Raw genomic sequence first — 21,577 nt, forward strand, 5'->3', positions numbered from 1 at the left:
GCGCAGGTCATGGCCGATAACGCCCCCTCGCGGCTCAAGCTGGGCGCCCTGCTGCTGCCGCTGCCGGTGGTTCTGATCGTGTTCTACGTACTGCCCTTCCTCGGCGTGCTCGGCTGGAGCGTGACCCTGCCGGAGCCGGGGATCGAGCAGTACCAGCGGATCATGACGGACCCGGCGATCCACGACGTGCTCTGGCGGACCTTCCGCCTGTGCACCACGGTCAGCGTGATCTCCCTGCTGATCGCCTACCTCATGGCCTACTGCTGGGTCTACAGCCCGCCGTTCTGGCAGCGCGTGGTGGAAATCTGCGTGTTCATCCCGTTCTGGCTGTCGGTGTTGGTGCGCGCCTTCGGCTGGCTGATCGCCCTGCGCAGCAACGGCCTGCTCAACGAGTGGCTGCAGTACCTGGGCATCACCAGCGAGCCATTGCAGCTCACCCGCAACGAGATGGGCGTGGTGATCGGCATGGTGCACTTCATGGTGCCCTTCGCGCTGTTCCCGCTGGTTTCGACCATGCGCCGCCTCGACCCGCGCGTGCTGCTGGCCGCGCGCGGCCTGGGCGCCGGGCAGATGCGCACCTTCTGGAGCATCTTCGTGCCGCAGACCATTCCCGGCATCCTCGGCGCCTTCATCATCGTCTTCGTGTTCTGCCTGGGCTTCTTCATCACCCCGGCGATCCTCGGCGGCGGGCAGACCGTGATGGTGGCCGAGTACGTCTACCTGCAGATGTTCCAGACCAGCAACTGGGGCCTGGGCGCCGCGCTCTCGGTGGTGCTGCTGGCGCTGGTCAGCGGGATGATCTGGGCGCTGCTGCGCATGACCCGCGTCGACAAGCTGGTGGGATAAGGAGCCGCAGAAATGAACGCACACGAAACCAAGGCACCGAGCCGCCTGCTGGCGACCATGGCGATGATCTTCATGGTCTTCCCGCTGCTGGCGGTGATCCCAGTGTCCTTCACCAGCAAGCGCTTCCTGTCGATGCCCAACGGCAACTGGTCGCTGCGGCATTACCAAGCGCTGCTGGACAGCCCGGAATGGCTCTCGGCAATCGGCCAGAGCCTGATGGTCGCCACCGCCACCTGCATCATCGCCACCGCGCTGGCGGTGAGCTTCAGCCTCGGCATCTGGTACCTGCGCTCGCGCCTGGCGACCCTGCTGATCGGCCTGGTGCTGCTGCCCATGGCGATCCCGCCGATGATCTCGGCGATGGTCCTGTACTTCATGGAAACCAAGGTCAGCCAGTTCGCCCCCGGCCTGGGCTATGACACCCTGTTCGGCCTGACCATCGCGCACATCGTGATGGTCGTGCCCTACGGCGTGGTGACCATGCTGGTGGCGCTGAGCCAACTGGACCGGCGCATCGAGCTGGCCGCGCGCAACCTCGGCGCGAGCCTGGGCCAGACCACCTTCATGGTGGTGCTGCCGAACCTCAAGCTGGGCGTGGCGAGCACCGCACTACTGTGCTTTGCGCTCTCGTGGGAGGAGATCGCGGTGACCCTGTTCGTCACCAGCACCGAGGTGAATACCCTGCCCCGGCAGATCTGGTCCGGCCTGCGCGACAACATCGACCCGGCCGTGGCGGCCATCTCGGTGGTGCTGATCGCCCTGACCTTCGTTGCGCTGGTCGGGCGGATGGTTGCCCAGAAATTGGCGGCGCGGCCGGTGGGGAACTGAGGACTTGACCTGTAGGAGCGAGCTTGCTCGCGAACCAGCTTCCCGGCAGCTCTTACGCTGAGTAATTCGCGAGCAAGCTCGCTCCTACGAAAGCCCCTCTTCAGACGGATCACTCCGCCTTCTTGCGAATCCAGTACAGGTAGGTCCCCGCTTCTTCCTGCTGTTCCACCAACTCATGCCCGAGGAACACGCAGAACTTGGGAATGTCGCGACGGGTGGACGGGTCGGTGGCGATCACCTTGAGCAGGCCGCCGGCCGGCAGGTCGCGCACCTTGTTGTGCAGCATCATGACCGGCTCGGGGCAGTTCAGGCCGGTGGCGTCGAGAATCGCGTCGACAGGCTGGGACATCGCTTAACTCCAGAAAAACCAATGACGTATTCTCGCGCAAAGCGCACCGTGCGGTCACCCCGCGTCCGTCCGGGTCACCGAACCTTGGTTGGGGGAAGGCGCCGCGGGTGCCGGGCATGCTGGCGCATCCGCCCCCACCCTTCCCGACAGGAGTTTCGATGCGCGCCCTCTTCTGCCTGTTCGTCCTGCTGCTCGCCGGTTGCGCCGCCCGCGACCAGTTGCCCGACTTCGACGCCAGTACCGACAAGGACCTGCCCGCCACCTGGTTCGAGGCGGTGATCGTCGCCCGCGACGGCACGAAGCTCTCCGCCACCGTATTCCAGCCCGCGCTGAAAGCCGGCGAAACCGCCCCGCTGGTCGTCCATACCCACGGCTGGGGCGGCTGGCGGGTCACCGGGCCGGACGGTTACTACGGCAAGACCATGATGTCCGGCCGCGCCGCGCTGCGCGCCTGGAAGGCCGGCTTCTGGGTGGTCAGCTACGACCAGCGCGGCTGGGGCGGCAGCGACGGGCGCATCGAGATGATGAACCCGCAGTTCGAGGTACAGGACGCCAGCGCGGTGATCGACTGGTCCGCCGCGCACCTGCCGCGCCTGCGGATGGACGGCCCGAACGACCCGCGCGTCGGCATGCTTGGCGAAAGCTACGGCGGCGCGGTGCAACTGCTCGCCTCGGCGGAAGACCCGCGCATCGATGCCATCGTGCCCATCGCCACCTGGTACGACCTGGCCGATGCCCTGGCACCCGATGGCCAACTGAAGATCGGCTGGGGCGGCGTACTGGTCAGCCTGGGCCTGGCCACCGGCTACGACCTGGGCAAGTTCGTCCAGGCCGATTACCTGCACACCACCGGCGGGCGCATGGCCGCGCCGGTGCAAGCCGAACTGCACGCCAACAGCCTTGCCAGCTATTGCGCGGCGGGCCGCCGGCCCCACGCCGACGCCCTGCTGATCCAGGGCCTGCGCGACACGCTGTTCCCGCTGGACCAGGGCCTGCAGATCCGCCAGTGCCTGAAACAGGGCCCGGCGGACGTGCGCCTACTGGGCATGCAGGGCGGGCACATCCTGCCGCCGCCCCTGCAGGCCTGGAGCGGGCTGCCGCCGTTCAACAACGAGCCGGTGATCCACTGCGGCTCGCGGGCGATCAACCTCTACACCGGCATCGTCGCCTGGTACGAGGAAAAGCTGCGCCAGCGTCCCGGCGCCGCCGACGGCGTGCCGGACCTGTGCATCAGCCTGGACCTGGACCAGGGCCTGGCGCTGGACGACCTGCCGCCGCCCGGCCCTACCGTGACGCTGCCAGCCACGGCCATCCGCCCGGCAGTGAGCGGCCTGCTGCAACCCTCCCGCTTCATTCCCCTGCAACGTGTCAGCGAGCACAGCGCCCTGCTCGGCAGCGCCGAAGTGCACCTCAGCCAGCCGCTGGCCGGGCGCCCCGACGCGCAGGTGTTCGCGGCTCTGGCGATCCGCAGCGCGGATGGCCGTACCCGGCGCCTGGACGAACAGGTGAAACCGCTGGCGAACCAGGGCAGCACGCGGCTAAACGCCGTCAGCGCCAGCCTCGCGCCGGGGGATGAGATTGGGTTGCTGGTGAGCGGGTTCAGCGACCAGTACCTGTTCAACAGCTCCTGGCGGCTATCCCCCGTGGAATTGCAGGGTGAAGTGCAACTGCCCAGCCTCGTCCCGCTGCAGCCCCGCGTTGCCGTGCACCCGTAACCGCTCTGCCGTGCGGTTCGCGAGCAAGCTCGCCCCTACAGGACGAGCTCGGTGCGCTCGTTGTAGGAGCGAGCTTGCTCGCGAACAGAGGCGCGCCGACGCTCCCGCATGACAACTAACGCAAAGGCCCGTCCGGCGCCTCGTCCAGCTGCGCCAACAGCATCGGCTCCCCATCCCCCTCGACTGGCAGCAACGCCCACTGCTCCTTCTGGCCCAACCGGCGATAGCTCTGTTTCACCTGGCTGCCCAGCGGCAGCGGCGCCTTGAAGTGCGCGTCCAGCCGCACGTTCTCCGCCAGCCGACGGCCGGTCAGGCTGCGTGCCAGCCCCCACATGCCGTGGGCGAAGGGTTTGCCGAAGCCATAGTGCGAGGCCATCAGCCGCGACAGGTGCAACGGATTGAAGTCGCCGCTCAACCCGGCGTAGCGCCAGCCAACGATCTTCGGTACGCGCCACTGCACGCCCGCGTGGATCGGTGCCTCCAGGGTATGCCACTGGGCCCGCTCCGGCAGTGGGTCAGGCGCGGCGCCGGGGTCGAGGAAGTCGCCACGGCGCAGGTAGGTGGTGATCGACTGCCAGTAGAGCATGTCGTGGTGCCAGGCCTCGGTGAGTACGTCCACCTCCAGGCCCAGCGCGCTGCGCCGGCTGGTGAGGATGCGGCAGTCGAACTGCAGCGGCTCGTGCTCGTCGAGCAGGCGGTAGCGCTGGATATGGCTGCGCAAGTGGATGAGCCCGAGCACCGACAGCGGCATGCGCGAGCGGCTGAGCAGGCGCAGGTGCAACGGCAGGCTGATCACCTGCGGATAGAGCAGCGGCACGCCCAGCGCCGGATCGAGGCCGAAGTGCTCGCGGTAGGCGCGCAAGTGGCGCAGATCGAAATGCAGGGTGCGGCTGTCCATCGCCAGGTAGGGGACGCGTTCGCCCTGGCCCAGGCCACGGCGCGGCAGCAGCATGCGGCTGTAACTGCCCAGCAGGGAGGGCAACTTTCGCTTCACGAAGGTCTCCGCAAGGATTCGCGCCGCACAGCATGGGCCAAGGCGGCGCGCCGCGACAAGTCACCGAAGGTCGGGTGGCGCTGCCGGGCGACTCCGGCACGTCAGCGCTCGCCCTTCCCCAGCCGGCGCAAGTGGCAGGTCACTTCCTCGCGGTCGTGGTAGAGCTGCTTGCAGCCGACCTGCACCTTCAGGCCACGCTCGCGGAAGGCTTCCCGCAGGCGGTCGAGGATACGCCGCACCTCGGCGTAGCGCTGCTTCATCGGCAGCTTGAGGTTGACGATGGCCTCGCGGCACAGCCCTTCGCCGATCCAGGTTTCCATCATGGCCCCGGTGCGCGCGGGCTTCTCGACGATGTCGCAAACCATCCAGTCCATGCGCTGACGCGGACGATAGGCGTAGCCATCGACACGCTGGTGCTCGACCAGCCCGGAGTACATCAGGTTCTCCGCCAGCGGCCCATTGTCCACGGCGACGACGCGCATTTCGCGGTTCACCAGCTGCCAGGTCCAGCCGCCGGGAGAGGCGCCCAGGTCCACCGCGAGCATGTCCGGCGCCAGGCGGCGGTCCCAGTCGGCGCGCGGAATGAAGTGGTGCCAGGCTTCTTCCAGCTTCAGCGTCGAACGGCTGGGCGCCTCGCGGGGGAATTTCAGGCGCGGGATGCCCATCGGCCACATGGCGCAGTTACGCGACTCGGCCAGGCCAACGAACGCCTCGCGGCCGGAGCGGAAGGTCAGCAGCAGGCGTGGCAGGCTGGGGTCGTCCAGCAGCCTGCCGGCCTTCGCCAGGGCGGCGCGCAGGGGCTTCTCGAACTTGCGGCAGAAGGTCGAGAGCGCCTTGCCATCGTTGGTGTCGAACACCTCCAGCCAGAGGCTGCCACACTGGGGAGCGCCGGCGAGCGCCTCGAGGATCGCACCGATGCGGTCCTGCTCCGGCAACACTGTGAAACCGACGCCACGCGCCCACTGGCGCGGGAAGATCAGCTCGGAGAAGCGCAGTTGGCGCATCAGGCGCTCGGCGCCATCGGCGTCCTGACAGACGAACTCGGCATAGGCGGCGGACGGCCTGGCCCGCGCGTAACCGGGGATTCCCAGGCGCGCGGCGTGCTCGGACAGCTCGGCGCAGACCTCGCTCTCGAAGCCCGGACGACAATGCAGTAACAGGGTATTCATCGGGGTGTCTCCTCGGTCGCGCACTATAAGAGCCTGCTCGTGAAGGTTTCATTCAGATTCGCGGGTATTCTCCGACCATGACCTGCATTTGGCAGGACCCCCTGAACCGGGCGACCGGTCCAGAACAGATGGCAAGACCCTGCACGGCGGTCTAGCTTGAGTGTTCCGGTGCACCGCCGCCGACCGGCGCCGGTGATCACCCAGTATGGCGAAGATCGACGCCAATCGTGATTTTTATGCGATGGATCAGGGCATTTTGCCCGCCCTTCGCCCAGTATCGGCCATACGCTGCCGATCCAAGCCTGAGGAGAAAGTCATGCCCGCAGTGGATAGCCTGAACAGCCTGCGTACCCTGGAGGTCGCCGGCAAGACCTATCACTACTACAGCCTGCCCGAAGCGGCGAAGAGTCTCGGAGACCTGGGCAAGCTACCGATGTCCCTGAAAGTCCTGCTGGAAAACCTGCTGCGCTGGGAGGACGACAACACCGTCACCGGCGACGACCTGAAGGCGCTGGCCGGCTGGCTGAAGACCCGCAGCTCCGAGCGCGAGATCCAGTACCGTCCGGCGCGGGTGCTGATGCAGGACTTCACCGGCGTGCCGGCGGTGGTCGACCTCGCCGCCATGCGCGATGCAATGGCCAAGGCCGGGGGCGATCCGCAGAAGATCAACCCGCTGTCCCCGGTCGACCTGGTCATCGACCACTCGGTGATGGTCGACAAGTTCGCCAGTCAGGCCGCCTTCGCCCAGAACGTCGAGATCGAGATGCAGCGCAACGGTGAGCGCTACGCCTTCCTGCGCTGGGGGCAGAACGCCTTCGACAACTTCCGCGTGGTACCGCCGGGCACCGGCATCTGCCACCAGGTCAACCTGGAATACCTGGGGCGCACCGTGTGGACCAGGGACGAGGACGGCCGCACCTACGCCTTCCCCGACACCCTGGTCGGAACCGATTCGCACACCACCATGATCAATGGCCTGGGCGTGCTCGGCTGGGGCGTGGGCGGCATCGAGGCGGAAGCGGCCATGCTCGGCCAGCCGGTGTCGATGCTGATTCCCGAGGTGATCGGCTTCAAGCTCACCGGCAAGCTGAAGGAAGGCATCACCGCCACCGACCTGGTACTGACGGTCACCCAGATGCTGCGCAAGAAAGGCGTCGTCGGAAAATTCGTCGAGTTCTACGGCGACGGCCTCGCCGACCTGCCGTTGGCCGACCGCGCCACCATCGCCAACATGGCTCCGGAATACGGCGCCACCTGTGGCTTCTTCCCGGTGGACGAGATCACCCTGGGCTACCTGCGCCTGTCCGGCCGCCCGGAAGACGCCGTCAAGCTGGTGGAGACCTACTGCAAGACCCAGGGCCTGTGGCGCGAACAAGGCCATGAGCCGGTGTTCACCGACACCCTGCAACTGGACATGGGCGACGTCGAAGCCAGCCTCGCCGGCCCCAAGCGCCCGCAGGACCGCGTGGCCCTCGGCCACGTCAGCCAGGCCTTCGACGACTTCCTCGGCCTGCAGATCAGACCCTCCTCCACCGAGGAAGGCCGGCTACTCAGCGAAGGCGGTGGTGGCGCTGCCGTAGGCGCCTCGACGCCATCCGGCGAGATCGACTACCAGCAGGACGGCCACACCTACCGGCTGAAGAACGGCGCCGTGGCGATCGCCGCCATCACCTCCTGCACCAACACCTCCAACCCCAGCGTGATGATGGCCGCCGGCCTGCTGGCGAAGAAGGCGCTGGAGAAGGGCCTGCAGCGCAAACCCTGGGTGAAGAGCTCGCTGGCGCCCGGCTCCAAGGTGGTCACCGACTACTTCCGCGCCGCCGGCCTGACCCGCTACCTGGACGAACTGGGCTTCGACCTGGTGGGCTACGGCTGCACCACCTGCATCGGCAACTCCGGCCCGCTGCTGGAGCCCATCGAGAAGGCCATCCAGCAGGCCGACCTGACCGTCGCCTCGGTTCTCTCCGGCAACCGCAACTTCGAGGGCCGCGTGCACCCGCTGGTAAAAACCAACTGGCTGGCCTCGCCGCCGCTGGTGGTGGCCTATGCCCTGGCCGGCACCGTACGCACCGACCTGACGAAAGACCCGCTGGGCACCGGCAAGGACGGCCAGCCGGTCTATCTGAAGGACATCTGGCCGACCCAGCAGGAAATCGCCGAGGCGATCCAGAAAGTGGACACCGCGATGTTCCACAAGGAATACGCCGAAGTCTTCCAGGGCGACGAGAAATGGCGCGCGATCCAGGTACCGGACGCCAAGACCTACACCTGGCAGGACGACTCCACCTACATCCAGCATCCACCCTTCTTCGAGCACATCGCCGAAGCGCCACCGAAAGTCGAGGATATCCAGAACGCCCGTATCCTCGCGGTGCTGGGCGACTCGGTGACCACCGACCACATCTCCCCCGCCGGCAACATCAAGAAGGACAGCCCCGCCGGCCGCTACCTCAGTGAGCACGGCGTGGCCTACGCCGATTTCAACTCCTACGGCTCACGCCGTGGGAACCATGAGGTGATGATGCGCGGCACCTTCGCCAACATCCGCATCAAGAACGAGATGCTCGGCGGCGAGGAAGGCGGCAACACCCTCCATGTACCCAGCGGCGACAAGCTGGCGATCTATGACGCGGCCATGCGCTACCAGCAGGACGGCACGCCGCTGATGATCATCGCCGGCAAGGAATACGGCACCGGCTCCTCCCGCGACTGGGCGGCCAAGGGCACCAACCTGCTGGGCGTGAAGGCGGTGGTCGCCGAGAGCTTCGAGCGCATCCACCGCTCCAACCTGGTGGGCATGGGCGTTCTGCCGTTGCAGTTCAAGGACGGCCAGGATCGCAAGACCCTGAAGCTGACCGGCAAGGAAGTGCTGAGCATCAGCGGACTGTCCGGTGAACTGAAGCCGCACATGAGCCTCAGGATCGGGGTGACGCGCGAGGACGGCAGCCAGGACAGCTTCGAGGTGCTCTGCCGCATCGATACCCAGAACGAAGTCGAGTACTTCAAGGCCGGCGGCATCCTCCACTACGTGCTGCGCAGCCTGATCTGAGCCACCGGCGGCGGCCCGCAACGGGCCGCCGCACCACGGCTGCAAAGCCAGGCACTATCCTGGCGCCACTGTCCCGACTTCTTTCCGTCACAACCATCGACCTGGCGTCCGGCAGCCGATAACCCAACCCACCGGTTCGCTTCCACCGTGGACGTCCGGACATGCGCAACATCCAGTCGATCACCCAGCGTACGGCCCTGCTCAGCGAAGAGCTGACCCAGACCGCGCACCGCCAGTACTCGCGGGTGGTGCGGTTCAACCGCCGAGATGAGAGACACAAGAAAAAGCCCGTCCTTGAGACGGGCTTTTCATTCAGGCGGGCAAATTCCGCAGAAATTCGGCAACGCGCTCCGCCGTTGCCTTCAGATGTTGCTCATGGGTCAGGCCGGAGGCTTTCAGCGGCTTCAGATCGTGGTCGGCAGCCGCCAGCCAATGCAACCGGATAGCCGGTGACAGGGCGTAGCCGGACACCGTCGGGCGATCGCCCAGCGCATCGCGTTCGCCCTGGATGATCAGGGTCGGCGTCTCCAGCTCGGCCAGGTGCGCCACGCGCGGCTTCTCCGGCTTGCCGACGGCGTAGAACGGGTAGCCCAGGCAGACCAACGCATCGGCATCCAGTTCGTCCGCCAGCAGGCTGGCCATGCGCCCGCCCATGGACTTGCCGCCGATGGCCAGCTTGCCCGGAATCTCGGCGCGAAGCTGCGCGTAGACCTGCCGCCAACACTCCAGCAATTGCTTCTGCGGGTTCGGCGGGCGGCGCTTTCCGTCCTCACGGCGCATAGCCATATAGGGGAACTCGAAGCGCACTACCGAGATACCTCTTTCGGCCAAGCGTGCGGCAATGTCGTCCATGAACGGACTGTCCATCGGCGCACCCGCTCCGTGCGCCAGAACCAGCGTCGCTGACCGTTCGCAGCGTGTCAGGTTCCATAGCAGCGACAAAGGACCGCAGGCGCTCGCGACAGGGGTCTCAAGTGGAAATTGATCCGAATCAATATTCCAAGAGGTGCCTTTATCCATCCTTCACTCCGCTAATTTCGAAATTAGTACCTATCCCAAGGGGGAGGGGCGGCATACGCCGTAAGCCGTAAAAAACCTTGCCGGGATGGGCATAGCCCATAACCGTGGATGGAAGCCCATAAATGAGCACAACCAATCAGACCGCTTATAACTACAAGGTGGTCCGCCAGTTCGCCATTATGACAGTGGTGTGGGGGATCGTCGGCATGGCCGTCGGTGTCCTGATCGCTGCTCAATTGGTGTGGCCGGACCTTAACCTCGGCTTACCGTGGACGAGCTTCGGTCGCCTGCGTCCGCTGCATACCAATGCGGTGATCTTCGCCTTCGGCGGCTCCGCACTGTTCGCCACCAGCTACTACTCGGTGCAGCGGACCTGCCAGACCCGTCTTTTCTCCGACACGCTCGCTTCCTTCACCTTCTGGGGTTGGCAGTTGGTGATCCTGTGCGCCGCCATCACGCTGCCGCTGGGCATGACCTCCTCCAAGGAGTACGCCGAGCTGGAATGGCCGATCGACATCCTGATCACCATCGTCTGGGTCTCCTACGCCATCGTCTTCTTCGGCACGCTGATGAAGCGCAAGACCAAGCACATCTACGTGGGCAACTGGTTCTTCGGTGGCTTCATCCTGACCGTGGCGATCCTGCACGTGGTCAACAACATGGAGATCCCGGTCAGCCTGACCAAGTCCTACTCGCTGTACTCGGGCGCCACCGACGCGATGATCCAGTGGTGGTACGGCCACAACGCCGTGGGCTTCTTCCTGACCGCCGGCTTCCTGGGGATGATGTACTACTTCGTACCCAAGCAGGCCGAGCGTCCGGTCTACTCCTACCGCCTGTCCATCGTGCACTTCTGGGCGCTGATCGCCGTCTACATCTGGGCCGGTCCGCACCACCTGCACTACACCGCGCTGCCGGATTGGGCCCAGTCTCTGGGCATGGTGATGTCCCTGATCCTGCTGGCTCCGAGCTGGGGCGGCATGATCAACGGCATGATGACCCTCTCCGGCGCCTGGCATAAGCTGCGCACCGACCCGATCCTGCGCTTCCTGGTGGTGTCCCTGGCCTTCTACGGCATGTCCACCTTCGAAGGCCCGATGATGGCCATCAAGACCGTCAACGCCCTCTCCCACTACACCGACTGGACCATCGGCCACGTACACGCCGGTGCTCTGGGCTGGGTGGCAATGGTCTCCATCGGCTCCCTGTACCACATGATCCCGAAGGTCTTCGGTCGCGAGCAGATGCACAGCGTCGGCCTGATCAACACCCACTTCTGGCTGGCCACCATCGGCACCGTGCTGTACATCGCCTCCATGTGGGTCAACGGCATCACCCAGGGCCTGATGTGGCGTGCAGTGAACTCAGACGGCACCCTCACCTACTCCTTCGTCGAAGCCCTGGCCGCCGGCCACCCCGGCTTCATCGTGCGGATGATCGGTGGTGCCATCTTCCTGCTGGGCATGCTGGTCATGGCCTACAACGTCTGGCGCACCGTCGCTGCCGCCAAGCCGGCTGAAATGCAAGCCGCGGCGCAGATGGCCTGAGGAGACCGACATGAAACACGAAGTACTCGAGAAAAACGTCGGCCTGCTGGCCCTGTGCATGGCCGTCGCCGTCAGCATCGGCGGCCTGACCCAGATCGTTCCGCTGTTCTTCCAGGACGTCACCAACACCCCGGTGGAAGGCATGAAGCCCTACACCGCGCTGCAACTGGAAGGCCGTGACGTGTACATCCGCGAGGGCTGCGTAGGCTGCCACTCGCAGATGATCCGTCCGTTCCGCGCCGAGACCGAGCGCTACGGCCACTACTCCGTCGCCGGCGAAAGCGTCTGGGACCACCCGTTCCTGTGGGGCTCCAAGCGTACCGGCCCGGACCTGGCCCGCGTCGGCGGCCGCTACTCGGACGACTGGCACCGCGCGCACCTGTACAACCCGCGCAACGTGGTGCCGGAATCGAAGATGCCCGCCTACCCCTGGCTGGTCGAGAACAAACTCGACGGCAAGGACACGGCGAAGAAACTGGAAGTGATGCGTGTCATGGGCGTGCCCTACACGGACGACGACATCGCTGGCGCCAGCGACGCTGTCAAAGGCAAGACCGAAATGGACGCGGTGGTCGCGTACCTGCAGGTCCTCGGCACCTCCATCAAGAACAAGCGGTGACAGCATGGATATCGGGACCATTCGCGGCCTCGGCACCGTCATCGTGATGGCGGCCTTCGTCGGCGTACTGCTCTGGGCTTACGGCGGCAAACGCAAGGAGCGCTTCGACGAAGACGCCCTGCTGCCCTTCGCGGATGACCCGGTGGCCAAGCGGCACGCTGAGAAAGAGCAAGCTTCTAGGAGCAACAACGCATGACTACCTTCTGGAGTCTGTACATCACCGTTCTAACAGTCGGCTCGCTGATCGCCCTGCTGTGGCTGGTATTCGCCACCCGCAGCGGACAGTCCTCGAACACCACCGACCAGACCATGGGCCACGCCTTCGACGGCATCGAGGAGTACGACAACCCGCTGCCCAAGTGGTGGTTCCTGCTGTTCGTCGGCACCATCGTGTTCGCCGCCGGCTACCTGGTCCTCTACCCGGGCCTGGGCACCTGGAAAGGCATCCTGCCGGGCTACGACGGCGGCTGGACCCAGGACAAGCAATGGGAGCGCGAAGAAGCACTGGCCAAAGAGAAATATGGCCCGATCTTCGCTAAATACGCCGCCATGCCCGTGGAAGAAGTCGCGAAAGATCCGCAAGCCATGAAAATGGGCGAGCGCCTCTTCGCCACCTACTGCTCCATCTGCCACGGTTCCGACGCCAAGGGCGCTGTCGGCTTCCCGAACCTCACCGACAGTGACTGGCGCTGGGGCGGCGATGCCAAGAGCATCGAAGCCACCATCCTCGGTGGACGTCACGCCGCCATGCCGGCCTGGGGTGACGTGCTGGGCGACAAGGGAGTGCAGGACGTAGCCGCCTTCGTCACCGCCAAACTGGACGGCCGCAAGCTGCCCGAGGGCGTGACCGCGGACAACGTCGACAACGGCAGCAATCTGTTCGCCACCACCTGCGTCGCCTGCCACGGTCCGGAAGGCAAGGGCAACCCGCTGATGGGCGCCCCCGACCTGACTCATCCGGGCGCCTTCATCTACGGCTCCAGCTACGCGCAACTGCAGCAAACCATCCGTCACGGCCGCCAGGGCCAGATGCCGGCGCAGGAACAGTACCTGGGCAAGGACAAGGTGCACATCCTCGCCGCCTACATCTACAACATCTCCGGTCAGGCGAAGTAATTTCCCCTCCCCCACTCGCGCCCGTCATCGGGCGCGAGTTTTCCCGCCTCTAGCGACGAAGTGTCGCACCCTCCCCATCCCCTTTCTTCACACCCTCAGCGTTCGCGTCTAAGCTGGTTTCCATTCGCAAACCTGCAATATGACTAACCTGACCCACGCCCCAGGTTGCTACGAGCGACTCGAAACGAGCGGCGAACAACGGCCGAAAGCGCTCTGAAGCAGGCATCGAACCGGCCTTGGGCCCAGGCCCGGCGCGTTGCATTGCCTATCTGCTTTCTCCATACTTGCCGCCGTTTTTTTGTCCATAAATACTCAAAAACCGTGGAACCTTAGAATGAGCACAGCAATCAGTCCGACTGCTTATAACTATAAGGTCATCCGCCAGTTCGCCATCATGACGGTGGTCTGGGGGATACTTGGAATGGGGCTCGGTGTTTACATCGCCTCACAGTTGGTTTGGCCCCAACTGAACCTGGACCTTCCCTGGACCAGTTTCGGGCGCCTGCGTCCGCTGCACACCAACCTGGTGATCTTCGCCTTCGGCGGCTGTGCTCTGTTCGCCACCTCCTACTACGTCGTACAGCGCACCTGTCAGACTCGCCTGATTTCTGACAGCCTCGCCGCCTTCACCTTCTGGGGTTGGCAAGCCGTGATCGTGCTGGCCGCCATCACCCTGCCGCTGGGCTACACCTCCTCCAAGGAGTACGCCGAACTGGAATGGCCGGTCGATATCCTGCTGGCCATCGTCTGGGTCACCTATGCCGTGGTGTTCTTCGGCACCATCGTCAAGCGCAAGACCAAGCACATCTACGTGGGCAACTGGTTCTACGGCGGCTTCATCCTGGTGACCGCGATGCTGCACATCGTCAATAGCGCGGAAATCCCGGTAACAGCCTTCAAGTCCTACTCGATCTACGCCGGTGCCACCGACGCGATGATCCAGTGGTGGTATGGCCACAACGCCGTGGGCTTCTTCCTCACCACCGGCTTCCTGGGGATGATGTACTACTTCGTGCCGAAACAGGCCGAGCGTCCGATCTACTCCTATCGCCTGTCCATCGTGCACTTCTGGGCGCTGATTACCCTGTACATCTGGGCCGGCCCGCACCACCTGCACTACACCGCGCTGCCGGACTGGGCCCAGTCGCTGGGCATGGTGATGTCCCTGATCCTGCTGGCTCCGAGCTGGGGTGGCATGATCAACGGCATGATGACCCTCTCCGGCGCTTGGCATAAGCTACGCACCGACCCGATCCTGCGCTTCCTGGTGGTGTCCCTGGCCTTCTACGGCATGTCCACCTTCGAAGGCCCGATGATGGCGATCAAGACCGTCAACTCCCTGTCGCACTACACCGACTGGACCATCGGCCACGTACACGCCGGCGCTCTGGGCTGGGTTGCGATGATTTCCATCGGCTCCCTGTACCACCTGATTCCGAAGGTCTTCGGTCGCGAACAGATGCACAGCGTCGGCCTGATCAACGCGCACTTCTGGCTGGCCACCATCGGTACCGTGCTGTACATCGCCTCCATGTGGGTCAACGGCATCACCCAGGGTCTGATGTGGCGCGCAGTCAACGCCGACGGCACCCTCACCTACTCCTTCGTCGAAGCGCTGCAGGCCAGCCACCCGGGCTTCATGGTCCGTGCGCTGGGCGGTGCCTTCTTCGCCACCGGCATGCTGCTGATGGCCTACAACACCTTCCGTACCGTACGCGGTTACAAGCAGGCTGAAGCCGATGCCGCCGCTCAGATTCCCGCTGTAGGAGCCCACTGATGAAGCACGAAGCAGTCGAGAAGAACATCGGCCTGCTGGCCTTCTTCATGGTCATCGCCGTGAGTATCGGTGGTCTGACCCAGATCGTCCCGCTGTTCTTCCAGGACGTCACCAACAAGCCGGTCGAAGGCATGAAGCCACGCACCGCGCTCGAGCTCGAAGGCCGTGACATCTACATCCGCGAAGGCTGCGTAGGCTGCCACTCGCAGATGGTGCGTCCGTTCCGCGCCGAAACCGAGCGCTACGGCCACTACTCCGTCGCCGGCGAGAGCGTCTGGGACCACCCGTTCCTGTGGGGTTCCAAGCGTACCGGTCCGGACCTGGCCCGTGTCGGCGGCCGCTACTCCGACGATTGGCACCGCGCGCACCTGTACAACCCGCGCAACGTAGTGCCTGAGTCGAAGATGCCGTCCTACCCGTGGCTGGTCGAGAACAAGCTCGATGGCAAGGACACGGCGAAGAAGATGGAAGCCCTGCGTACGCTGGGCGTGCCCTACACCGACGAAGACATCGCCGGTGCACGTGATGCCGTCAAAGGCAAGACCGAGATGGATGCTGTCGTCGCCTACCTGCAAGGCCTCGGCACCATCATCAAGAGCAAACGGTGACGGTGATGGATATCGGGACGATTCGCGGTGTCGGCACCGTAGTAGTGATGGTCGCCTTTATCGGCGTACTGCTCTGGGCCTACAGCGGCAAGCGCAAGGAGCGTTTCGACGAAGACGCCCTGTTGCCCTTCGCGGACGACCCGGTCGCCAAAAAGCACGTCGAGCAAGAGCAAGCTTCTAGGAGCAACAAAGAATGACAACCTTCTGGAGTCTGTACGTCACCGTACTTACCCTGGGCACCATCTTCGCCCTGGCGTGGCTGCTGTTCGCTACCCGCCGCGGCCAGCGCAGCGAAGCCACCGACGAAACCGTCGGCCATGCCTTCGACGGTATCGAGGAATACGACAACCCGCTGCCGAAGTGGTGGTTCATGCTGTTCGTGGCCACCTTCGTCTTCGCCCTCGCCTACCTGGTGCTCTACCCGGGCCTGGGCAACTGGAAAGGTCTGCTGCCTGGCTACCAGGACAAGGCCGAGTTCGCCAACGGCGAACAAGGCTGGACCGGTGTGCACCAATGGGAAAAGGAAATGGCCAAGGCGGACGAGAAGTACGGTCCGATCTACGCCAAGTTCGGCACCATGCCGATCGAGGACGTGGCCAAGGACGAGCAAGCCCTGAAAATGGGTAACCGCCTGTTCGCCTCCAACTGCTCGGTCTGCCACGGCTCCGACGCCAAGGGCGCCCACGGCTTCCCGAACCTGACCGACACCGATTGGCGCTGGGGCGGCGAGCCGAAAGACATCATCGCCACCATCGAAGGCGGTCGCCACGCGGCCATGCCGGCCTGGGGCGAAGTCATCGGCGACGCTGGCGTTCACGACGTGGCCGCCTTCATCACCACCAAGCTGGACGGCCGCAAGCTGCCCGAAGGCGTGACTGACGAGCAGGTTGCCAGCGGTCAGAAGATCTTCCAGACCAACTGTGTGGCGTGCCACGGTCCGGAAGGCAAAGGTACCGCCGCGATGGGCGCACCGGACCTGACTCACCCGGCCGCCTTCATCTACGGCTCGAGCTTCGCTCAGTTGCAGCAAACCATCCGCTACGGCCGCCAAGGCCAGATGCCGGCTCAGCTGGAACGTCTGGGCAAGGACCAGGTCCACCTGCTGGCAGCCTACGTGTACAGCCTGTCTCATGGTGAAGGTGAGAAGAGCGCCGAATAAGCCTCTGCCCTCCTACTCCAAAAGCGACCCCCAGCGGCGCCGGTTCCTACACCGGCGCCGCTCTATTTCTGGGTCCATAATTCCTTGCGCGACCAACTGTCGCACCTTTGGAGCGCCCTCCACGCCGTATCATTGTTAGGCGTGCAAGCATATCTCTGACCCTGCTCGGCATGTATCGACAGGGCGCCCTCCCGCTGCCGTGGAATACACTGATGAGCAAACAGATTCCCGTCCAAGACGTCACCCCGCCCGCCAAGGGCAAGGGTGAAAACGTCGATCTTTATGCCTCTCGGGAAAAAATCTATACCCGAGCCTTCACCGGATTCTTCCGAAAACTCCGAATGGCCGGAGGCGCTTTCCTGTTCCTCCTCTACTTCGGCACCGTATGGCTGACCTGGAACGGTCGCCAGGCAGTGCTCTGGGACCTGCCCGAGCGCAAGTTCTACATCTTCGGCGCGACCTTCTGGCCGCAGGACTTCATCCTGCTGTCCGGCTTACTGATCATCAGCGCCTTCGGCCTGTTCTTCATCACCGTATTCGCCGGTCGGGTCTGGTGCGGCTACACCTGCCCGCAAAGCGTGTGGACCTGGATCTTCATGTGGTGCGAGAAAGTCACCGAAGGCGACCGCAACCAGCGCATGAAGCTCGACAAGGCGCCCATGAGCGGCAACAAGCTGCTGCGCAAGATCGCCAAGCACAGTCTCTGGCTGCTGATCGGCCTGGTCACCGGCCTGACGTTCGTCGGCTACTTCGCGCCCATCCGCGAACTGCTGACCGACATGGTCACCGGCCAGGCCGATGGCTGGGCCTATTTCTGGGTCGGCTTCTTCACCCTCGCCACCTACGGCAACGCCGGCTGGCTGCGCGAACAGGTGTGCATCTATATGTGCCCCTACGCCCGCTTCCAGAGCGTGATGTTCGACAAGGACACCCTGATCGTCTCCTACGATCCCCGTCGCGGCGAGACGCGCGGTCCGCGCAAGAAGACCGTGGACTACAAGGCACAGGGCCTGGGCGACTGCATCGACTGCACCATGTGCGTGCAGGTCTGTCCGACCGGCATCGACATCCGCGACGGCCTGCAGATCGAGTGCATCGGCTGCGCCGCCTGCATCGACGCCTGCGACAGCATCATGGACAAGATGAACTATCCGCGCGGGCTGATCAGCTACACCACCGAGCACAACCTGTCCGGCCAGAAAACCCACCTGGTGCGCCCGCGCCTGATTGGCTATGCCATCGCCCTGTGCATCATGATCGGCCTGCTGATCACCGCCATCGCCATCCGCCCGCTGGTAGGCTTCGACGTCAGCAAGGACCGCGTGCTCTACCGCGAGAACGCCGAAGGCCGCATCGAGAACGTGTACAGCCTGAAGATCATGAACAAGGATCAGCAGGACCACACCTACGTACTCGGCGCCAAGGGCCTGGACGGCCTGATCCTGGAAGGCAAGAAGGAAATTTCGGTGGCCGCCGGCGATATCATCAGCATGCCGGTGGAACTCTCCATCGACCCGGAGAAGCTGCCCTCCACCACCAACGAAATCAGCTTCACCATCCAGTCGGTGGACAACCCGTCCATCAGCAAGGAATCCTCCAGCCGCTTCATCGGTCCGCGCGTTCGTTGAACCCCGGCTGAACGAATTGGCACCCCATGTTGCGCATGGGGTGCCAGTGCCGATCGAAGTACGTAGAATCCGCCCGCCCCGTCAACGGGTAGACCGCGTCAGCGCGGGCCATTCCAGCGAGAGAAAAAGACAATGCAAACGGCCATGAAAACGCCCGTGCAACCCTGGTACAAGCACCTTTGGCCGTGGATCATCATCGGCATGCTGGCCACCTCGGTGTTCCTCAGCCTGGTGATGGTCAACATCGCAGTGAACAACCAGGACTCCCTGGTCAGCGACAACTACTACGAGGCCGGCAAGGGCATCAACCGTTCCCTGGACCGCGAACACCTGGCGCAGCAGCTCAAGCTGCAAGCGAAAATCAGCTTCGACGAGCTGACCGGTGAAATCGACCTGCGCCTCTCCGGCGGCAGCCACCCGGACAAACTCACCCTCAACCTGCTCTCCCCTACCCTGGAAGCCCAGGACAAGCACATCGAGCTGCTGCCCAGCCCGGTCGAGCCCGGCCGCTACACCGGCAGCCTCGACGCCGCCGTCAAGGGTCGTCGCTTCATCGAACTGCTCGGCCAGGAAAACGGTCAGGCCTGGCGTCTGTTCGAAGAAGAGAAAGTCGCCCCCGGCGGTTCGTTCGTCCTTGGCGACGAACCCCTCAAGGGAGACGAAGCCGAGCGCCCATGAGCGCCCCGCTGCCCTGCTACCACTGCGCCCTGCCGGTTCCTCCCGGCAGCCGTTTCACGGCGCAGGTTCTTGGTGAAACCCGCGAATTTTGCTGCCCGGGCTGTCAGGCCGTGGCCGAAGCCATCGTCGCCGGCGGCCTCGAAGGCTACTACCGTCACCGCACCGAAGCGGCGCCCAATCCCGACGTACTGCCCGAGCAGCTCAGCGACGAGCTGAAGCTGTTCGACCGCCCCGACGTGCAGGAACCCTTCGTCCGCCACGAAGGCGAACTGGCGGAAACCACCCTGATCCTGGAAGGTATCAGCTGCGCCGCCTGCGGCTGGCTGATCGAGAAGCACCTCAAGGGCCTGCCCGCCATCGCCGAGGCCGGCCTCAACCTGTCCAACCACCGCCTGCACGTGCGCTGGTCCGACAGCCAGATGCCCCTGAGCGCACTGCTCGCCGAACTGCGCAAGATCGGCTACGCCGCCCATCCCTACCAGCCCGACCGTGCCGCCGAGCAATTGCACGAAGAAAACCGCCGCTCCCTGCGGCAACTGGGCGTCGCCGGCCTGCTGTGGTTCCAGGCGATGATGGCGACGATGGCCACCTGGCCGGAGTTCAACATCGATCTCAGCCCCGAGCTGCACGAAATCCTGCGCTGGGTCGCGATGTTCCTCACCACCCCGATCGTCTTCTACTCCTGCCAGCCGTTCTTCCGGGGCGCCCTGCGCGACCTGCGCACCCGCCACCTGACGATGGACGTCTCGGTTTCCCTGGCCATCGGCGGCGCCTACCTGGCCGGCATCTGGACCGCCGTCACCGGCAGCGGCGACCTGTATTTCGACGCCGTCGGCATGTTCGCGCTATTCCTGCTCACCGGCCGCTATCTGGAACGCCGCGCCCGTGAGCGGACGGCTGCAGCCACCGCACAGCTGGTCAATCTGCTGCCCGCCTCCTGCCTGCGCCTGGACGAGCGCGGCCAGAGTAGCCGCGTGCTGCTCAGCGAACTGAAGCTGGGCGACCGCGTGCTGGTGCAGCCCGGCGCGGTGATTCCCGCCGACGGCCTGATCCTCGATGGCCAGTCCAGTGTCGACGAGTCCCTGCTTACCGGCGAATACCTGCCGCAACCGCGTCAGGTCGGCGACGGTGTTACCGGCGGCACGCTGAACGTGGAAGGCCCGCTGACCGTACAAGTCAGCGCATTGGGCGGCGACAGCCGGCTCTCGGCCATCGTTCGTCTGCTGGAGCGCGCCCAATCGGACAAACCGCGCCTGGCCGAACTCGCCGACAAAGCCGCGCAGTGGTTCCTCGTCGCCCTGCTGGTGCTGGCCGCCGTGGTCGGCCTGTTCTGGTGGCAGCACGACGCCTCCCGCGCCTTCTGGGTGGTATTGGCAATGCTGGTGGCAACCTGCCCGTGCGCGCTGTCCCTGGCCACGCCGACCGCACTCACCGCCGCCACCGGCACCCTGCACAAGCTCGGCCTGCTGCTGACCCGGGGCCATGTACTGGAAGGCCTGAACCACATCGACACGGTGATCTTCGACAAGACCGGCACCCTCACCGAAGGCCGCCTGACCCTGCGCGCCGTACGCCCGCTGGCGGACCTGGACAGCGACACCTGCCTGGCCCTGGCCGCCGCGCTGGAGAACCGTTCCGAACACCCCATCGCCCGTGCCTTCGGCCGCGCGCCGCAGCCCGCCGAAGGTGTCGAAAGCCATCCCGGCCTCGGCCTGGAAGGCCAGGTTGGCGAACGCCGCCTGCGTATCGGCGAACCCTCCTTCGTCTGCACCCTGAGCCAGACCGCGGCGCCGGCGCACCCACAGGAGCCCGGCCAATGGCTGCTGCTGGGCGACGAGCGCGGCGCACTGGCCTGGCTGGTGCTGGACGACCGCATCCGCGAGGACGCCTCCGCCCTCCTCGACGCCTGCCGCGCCCGTGGCTGGCGCACCCTGTTGCTGTCCGGCGACAGCTCGCCGATGGTCGGCCGGGTTGCCGCCGAACTGGGCATCGACGACTGCCGGGGCGGCCTGCGCCCCGACGACAAACTGGACGTACTGCGCCAACTGCACCAGGACGGCCACCGCGTGCTGATGCTGGGTGACGGCGTGAACGACGTGCCGGTACTGGCCGCCGCCGACATCAGCGTCGCGATGGGCTCCGCCACCGACCTGGCCAAGACCAGCGCCGACGCCGTGCTGCTGTCCAATCGACTGGACAGCCTGGTGCAGGCATTCAGCCTCGCGCGCCGCACCCGCCGGGTAATCATCGAGAACCTGGTCTGGGCGGGGTTGTACAATGGCCTCATGTTGCCCTTCGCCGCCCTCGGCTGGATCACGCCCGTGTGGGCGGCGGTAGGCATGTCGATCAGCTCGCTGACCGTGGTGCTCAATGCCCTGCGCCTGACCCGGCTGCCCAAGGGCGCCGACACCCCCTCAGCGACCACCGCCCTGTCAGCCGCCCCGCTCGCGGCCCAGGCGCTGCCACGGAGTTGAA

At 65.1% G+C, this 21,577-nt stretch carries 19 protein-coding genes; 15 read left to right on the forward strand and 4 right to left on the reverse strand.

All coding sequences use genetic code 11. The annotated features are described in order from the left end of the window. Nucleotides 1-9: 9 nt before the first annotated feature. Both H681_RS15090 and H681_RS15095 read left to right on the forward strand, forming a co-directional pair. Complete coding sequence (locus H681_RS15090) at nucleotides 10-846, forward strand: ABC transporter permease (protein WP_015477742.1); 837 nt, start codon at nucleotides 10-12, stop codon at nucleotides 844-846. Between the two features lie 12 nt (nucleotides 847-858). Next, nucleotides 859-1,674, forward strand: a complete 816-nt coding sequence (locus tag H681_RS15095) for an ABC transporter permease (RefSeq protein WP_015477743.1) — start codon at nucleotides 859-861, stop codon at nucleotides 1,672-1,674. 109 nt (nucleotides 1,675-1,783) lie between these two features. Here the strand turns inward: H681_RS15095 and tusA are convergent, their stop codons facing one another. Next, the gene (gene tusA, locus H681_RS15100) at nucleotides 1,784-2,023 is read right to left on the reverse strand and encodes a sulfurtransferase TusA (RefSeq protein ID WP_015477744.1); all 240 of its coding nucleotides are present in this window, start codon (nucleotides 2,021-2,023) and stop codon (nucleotides 1,784-1,786) included. 158 nt (nucleotides 2,024-2,181) lie between these two features. Between tusA and H681_RS15105 the strand changes: the two genes are divergently transcribed. Continuing rightward, a complete protein-coding gene (locus H681_RS15105; RefSeq protein WP_015477745.1) occupies nucleotides 2,182-3,738 on the forward strand; it encodes an alpha/beta hydrolase in 1,557 nt (518 codons plus the stop codon). Nucleotides 3,739-3,853: 115 nt separating this feature from the next. Here the strand turns inward: H681_RS15105 and H681_RS15110 are convergent, their stop codons facing one another. Both H681_RS15110 and rlmM read right to left on the reverse strand, forming a co-directional pair. Further along, nucleotides 3,854-4,732 (reverse strand): MaoC family dehydratase, encoded by an 879-nt coding sequence (locus tag H681_RS15110; RefSeq protein WP_015477746.1) that lies wholly within the window; start codon nucleotides 4,730-4,732, stop codon nucleotides 3,854-3,856. Between the two features lie 101 nt (nucleotides 4,733-4,833). Beyond that, a complete protein-coding gene (gene rlmM / locus H681_RS15115) occupies nucleotides 4,834-5,901 on the reverse strand; it encodes a 23S rRNA (cytidine(2498)-2'-O)-methyltransferase RlmM (protein ID WP_015477747.1) in 1,068 nt (355 codons plus the stop codon). Nucleotides 5,902-6,217: 316 nt separating this feature from the next. Here rlmM and acnA point away from each other — a divergent pair, with 316 nt between their 5' ends. Beyond that, complete coding sequence (gene acnA, locus H681_RS15120; RefSeq protein ID WP_015477748.1) at nucleotides 6,218-8,950, forward strand: aconitate hydratase AcnA; 2,733 nt, start codon at nucleotides 6,218-6,220, stop codon at nucleotides 8,948-8,950. Between the two features lie 312 nt (nucleotides 8,951-9,262). Here the strand turns inward: acnA and H681_RS15125 are convergent, their stop codons facing one another. Then, a complete protein-coding gene (locus tag H681_RS15125; protein ID WP_157883333.1) occupies nucleotides 9,263-9,970 on the reverse strand; it encodes an alpha/beta family hydrolase in 708 nt (235 codons plus the stop codon). Between the two features lie 122 nt (nucleotides 9,971-10,092). Between H681_RS15125 and ccoN (H681_RS15130) the strand changes: the two genes are divergently transcribed. The 11 genes from ccoN (H681_RS15130) to H681_RS15180 all read left to right on the forward strand — a co-directional run bounded on the left by ccoN (H681_RS15130) (nucleotide 10,093) and on the right by H681_RS15180 (nucleotide 21,576). Continuing rightward, nucleotides 10,093-11,517 (forward strand): cytochrome-c oxidase, cbb3-type subunit I, encoded by a 1,425-nt coding sequence (gene ccoN / locus H681_RS15130; RefSeq protein WP_015477750.1) that lies wholly within the window; start codon nucleotides 10,093-10,095, stop codon nucleotides 11,515-11,517. 10 nt (nucleotides 11,518-11,527) lie between these two features. After that, a complete protein-coding gene (ccoO, locus tag H681_RS15135; RefSeq protein WP_015477751.1) occupies nucleotides 11,528-12,136 on the forward strand; it encodes a cytochrome-c oxidase, cbb3-type subunit II in 609 nt (202 codons plus the stop codon). A gap of 4 nt (nucleotides 12,137-12,140) precedes the next feature. Then, nucleotides 12,141-12,332 (forward strand): CcoQ/FixQ family Cbb3-type cytochrome c oxidase assembly chaperone, encoded by a 192-nt coding sequence (locus H681_RS15140; RefSeq protein WP_015477752.1) that lies wholly within the window; start codon nucleotides 12,141-12,143, stop codon nucleotides 12,330-12,332. Beyond that, nucleotides 12,329-13,252, forward strand: coding sequence for a cytochrome-c oxidase, cbb3-type subunit III (gene ccoP, locus H681_RS15145; RefSeq protein ID WP_015477753.1), 924 nt, complete (start codon nucleotides 12,329-12,331; stop codon nucleotides 13,250-13,252). The genes H681_RS15140 and ccoP (H681_RS15145) overlap by 4 nt, the downstream gene beginning before the upstream one ends. A 334-nt stretch (nucleotides 13,253-13,586) precedes the next feature. Next, complete coding sequence (ccoN, locus tag H681_RS15150) at nucleotides 13,587-15,029, forward strand: cytochrome-c oxidase, cbb3-type subunit I (protein ID WP_015477754.1); 1,443 nt, start codon at nucleotides 13,587-13,589, stop codon at nucleotides 15,027-15,029. After that, nucleotides 15,029-15,637: a cytochrome-c oxidase, cbb3-type subunit II gene (gene ccoO / locus H681_RS15155; RefSeq protein WP_015477755.1), complete on the forward strand. Its 609-nt coding sequence runs from the start codon at nucleotides 15,029-15,031 to the stop codon at nucleotides 15,635-15,637. The genes ccoN (H681_RS15150) and ccoO (H681_RS15155) overlap by 1 nt, the downstream gene beginning before the upstream one ends. Before the next feature lie 5 nt (nucleotides 15,638-15,642). After that, the gene (locus H681_RS15160; RefSeq protein ID WP_015477756.1) at nucleotides 15,643-15,834 is read left to right on the forward strand and encodes a CcoQ/FixQ family Cbb3-type cytochrome c oxidase assembly chaperone; all 192 of its coding nucleotides are present in this window, start codon (nucleotides 15,643-15,645) and stop codon (nucleotides 15,832-15,834) included. Further along, on the forward strand, nucleotides 15,831-16,796 hold the full coding sequence (gene ccoP, locus H681_RS15165) for a cytochrome-c oxidase, cbb3-type subunit III (protein WP_015477757.1): 966 nt from the start codon (nucleotides 15,831-15,833) through the stop codon (nucleotides 16,794-16,796). The genes H681_RS15160 and ccoP (H681_RS15165) overlap by 4 nt, the downstream gene beginning before the upstream one ends. 212 nt (nucleotides 16,797-17,008) lie before the next feature. Continuing rightward, a complete protein-coding gene (gene ccoG / locus H681_RS15170; RefSeq protein WP_015477758.1) occupies nucleotides 17,009-18,424 on the forward strand; it encodes a cytochrome c oxidase accessory protein CcoG in 1,416 nt (471 codons plus the stop codon). A gap of 132 nt (nucleotides 18,425-18,556) precedes the next feature. After that, entirely contained in the window at nucleotides 18,557-19,102 is a 546-nt protein-coding gene (locus H681_RS15175) for a FixH family protein (protein WP_015477759.1), read from the forward strand. Continuing rightward, nucleotides 19,099-21,576, forward strand: coding sequence for a heavy metal translocating P-type ATPase (locus H681_RS15180; protein ID WP_015477760.1), 2,478 nt, complete (start codon nucleotides 19,099-19,101; stop codon nucleotides 21,574-21,576). The genes H681_RS15175 and H681_RS15180 overlap by 4 nt, the downstream gene beginning before the upstream one ends. Nucleotide 21,577: the final 1 nt, after the last annotated feature.

The organism is Pseudomonas sp. ATCC 13867, assembly GCF_000349845.1.
Lineage (GTDB): Bacteria > Pseudomonadota > Gammaproteobacteria > Pseudomonadales > Pseudomonadaceae > Pseudomonas.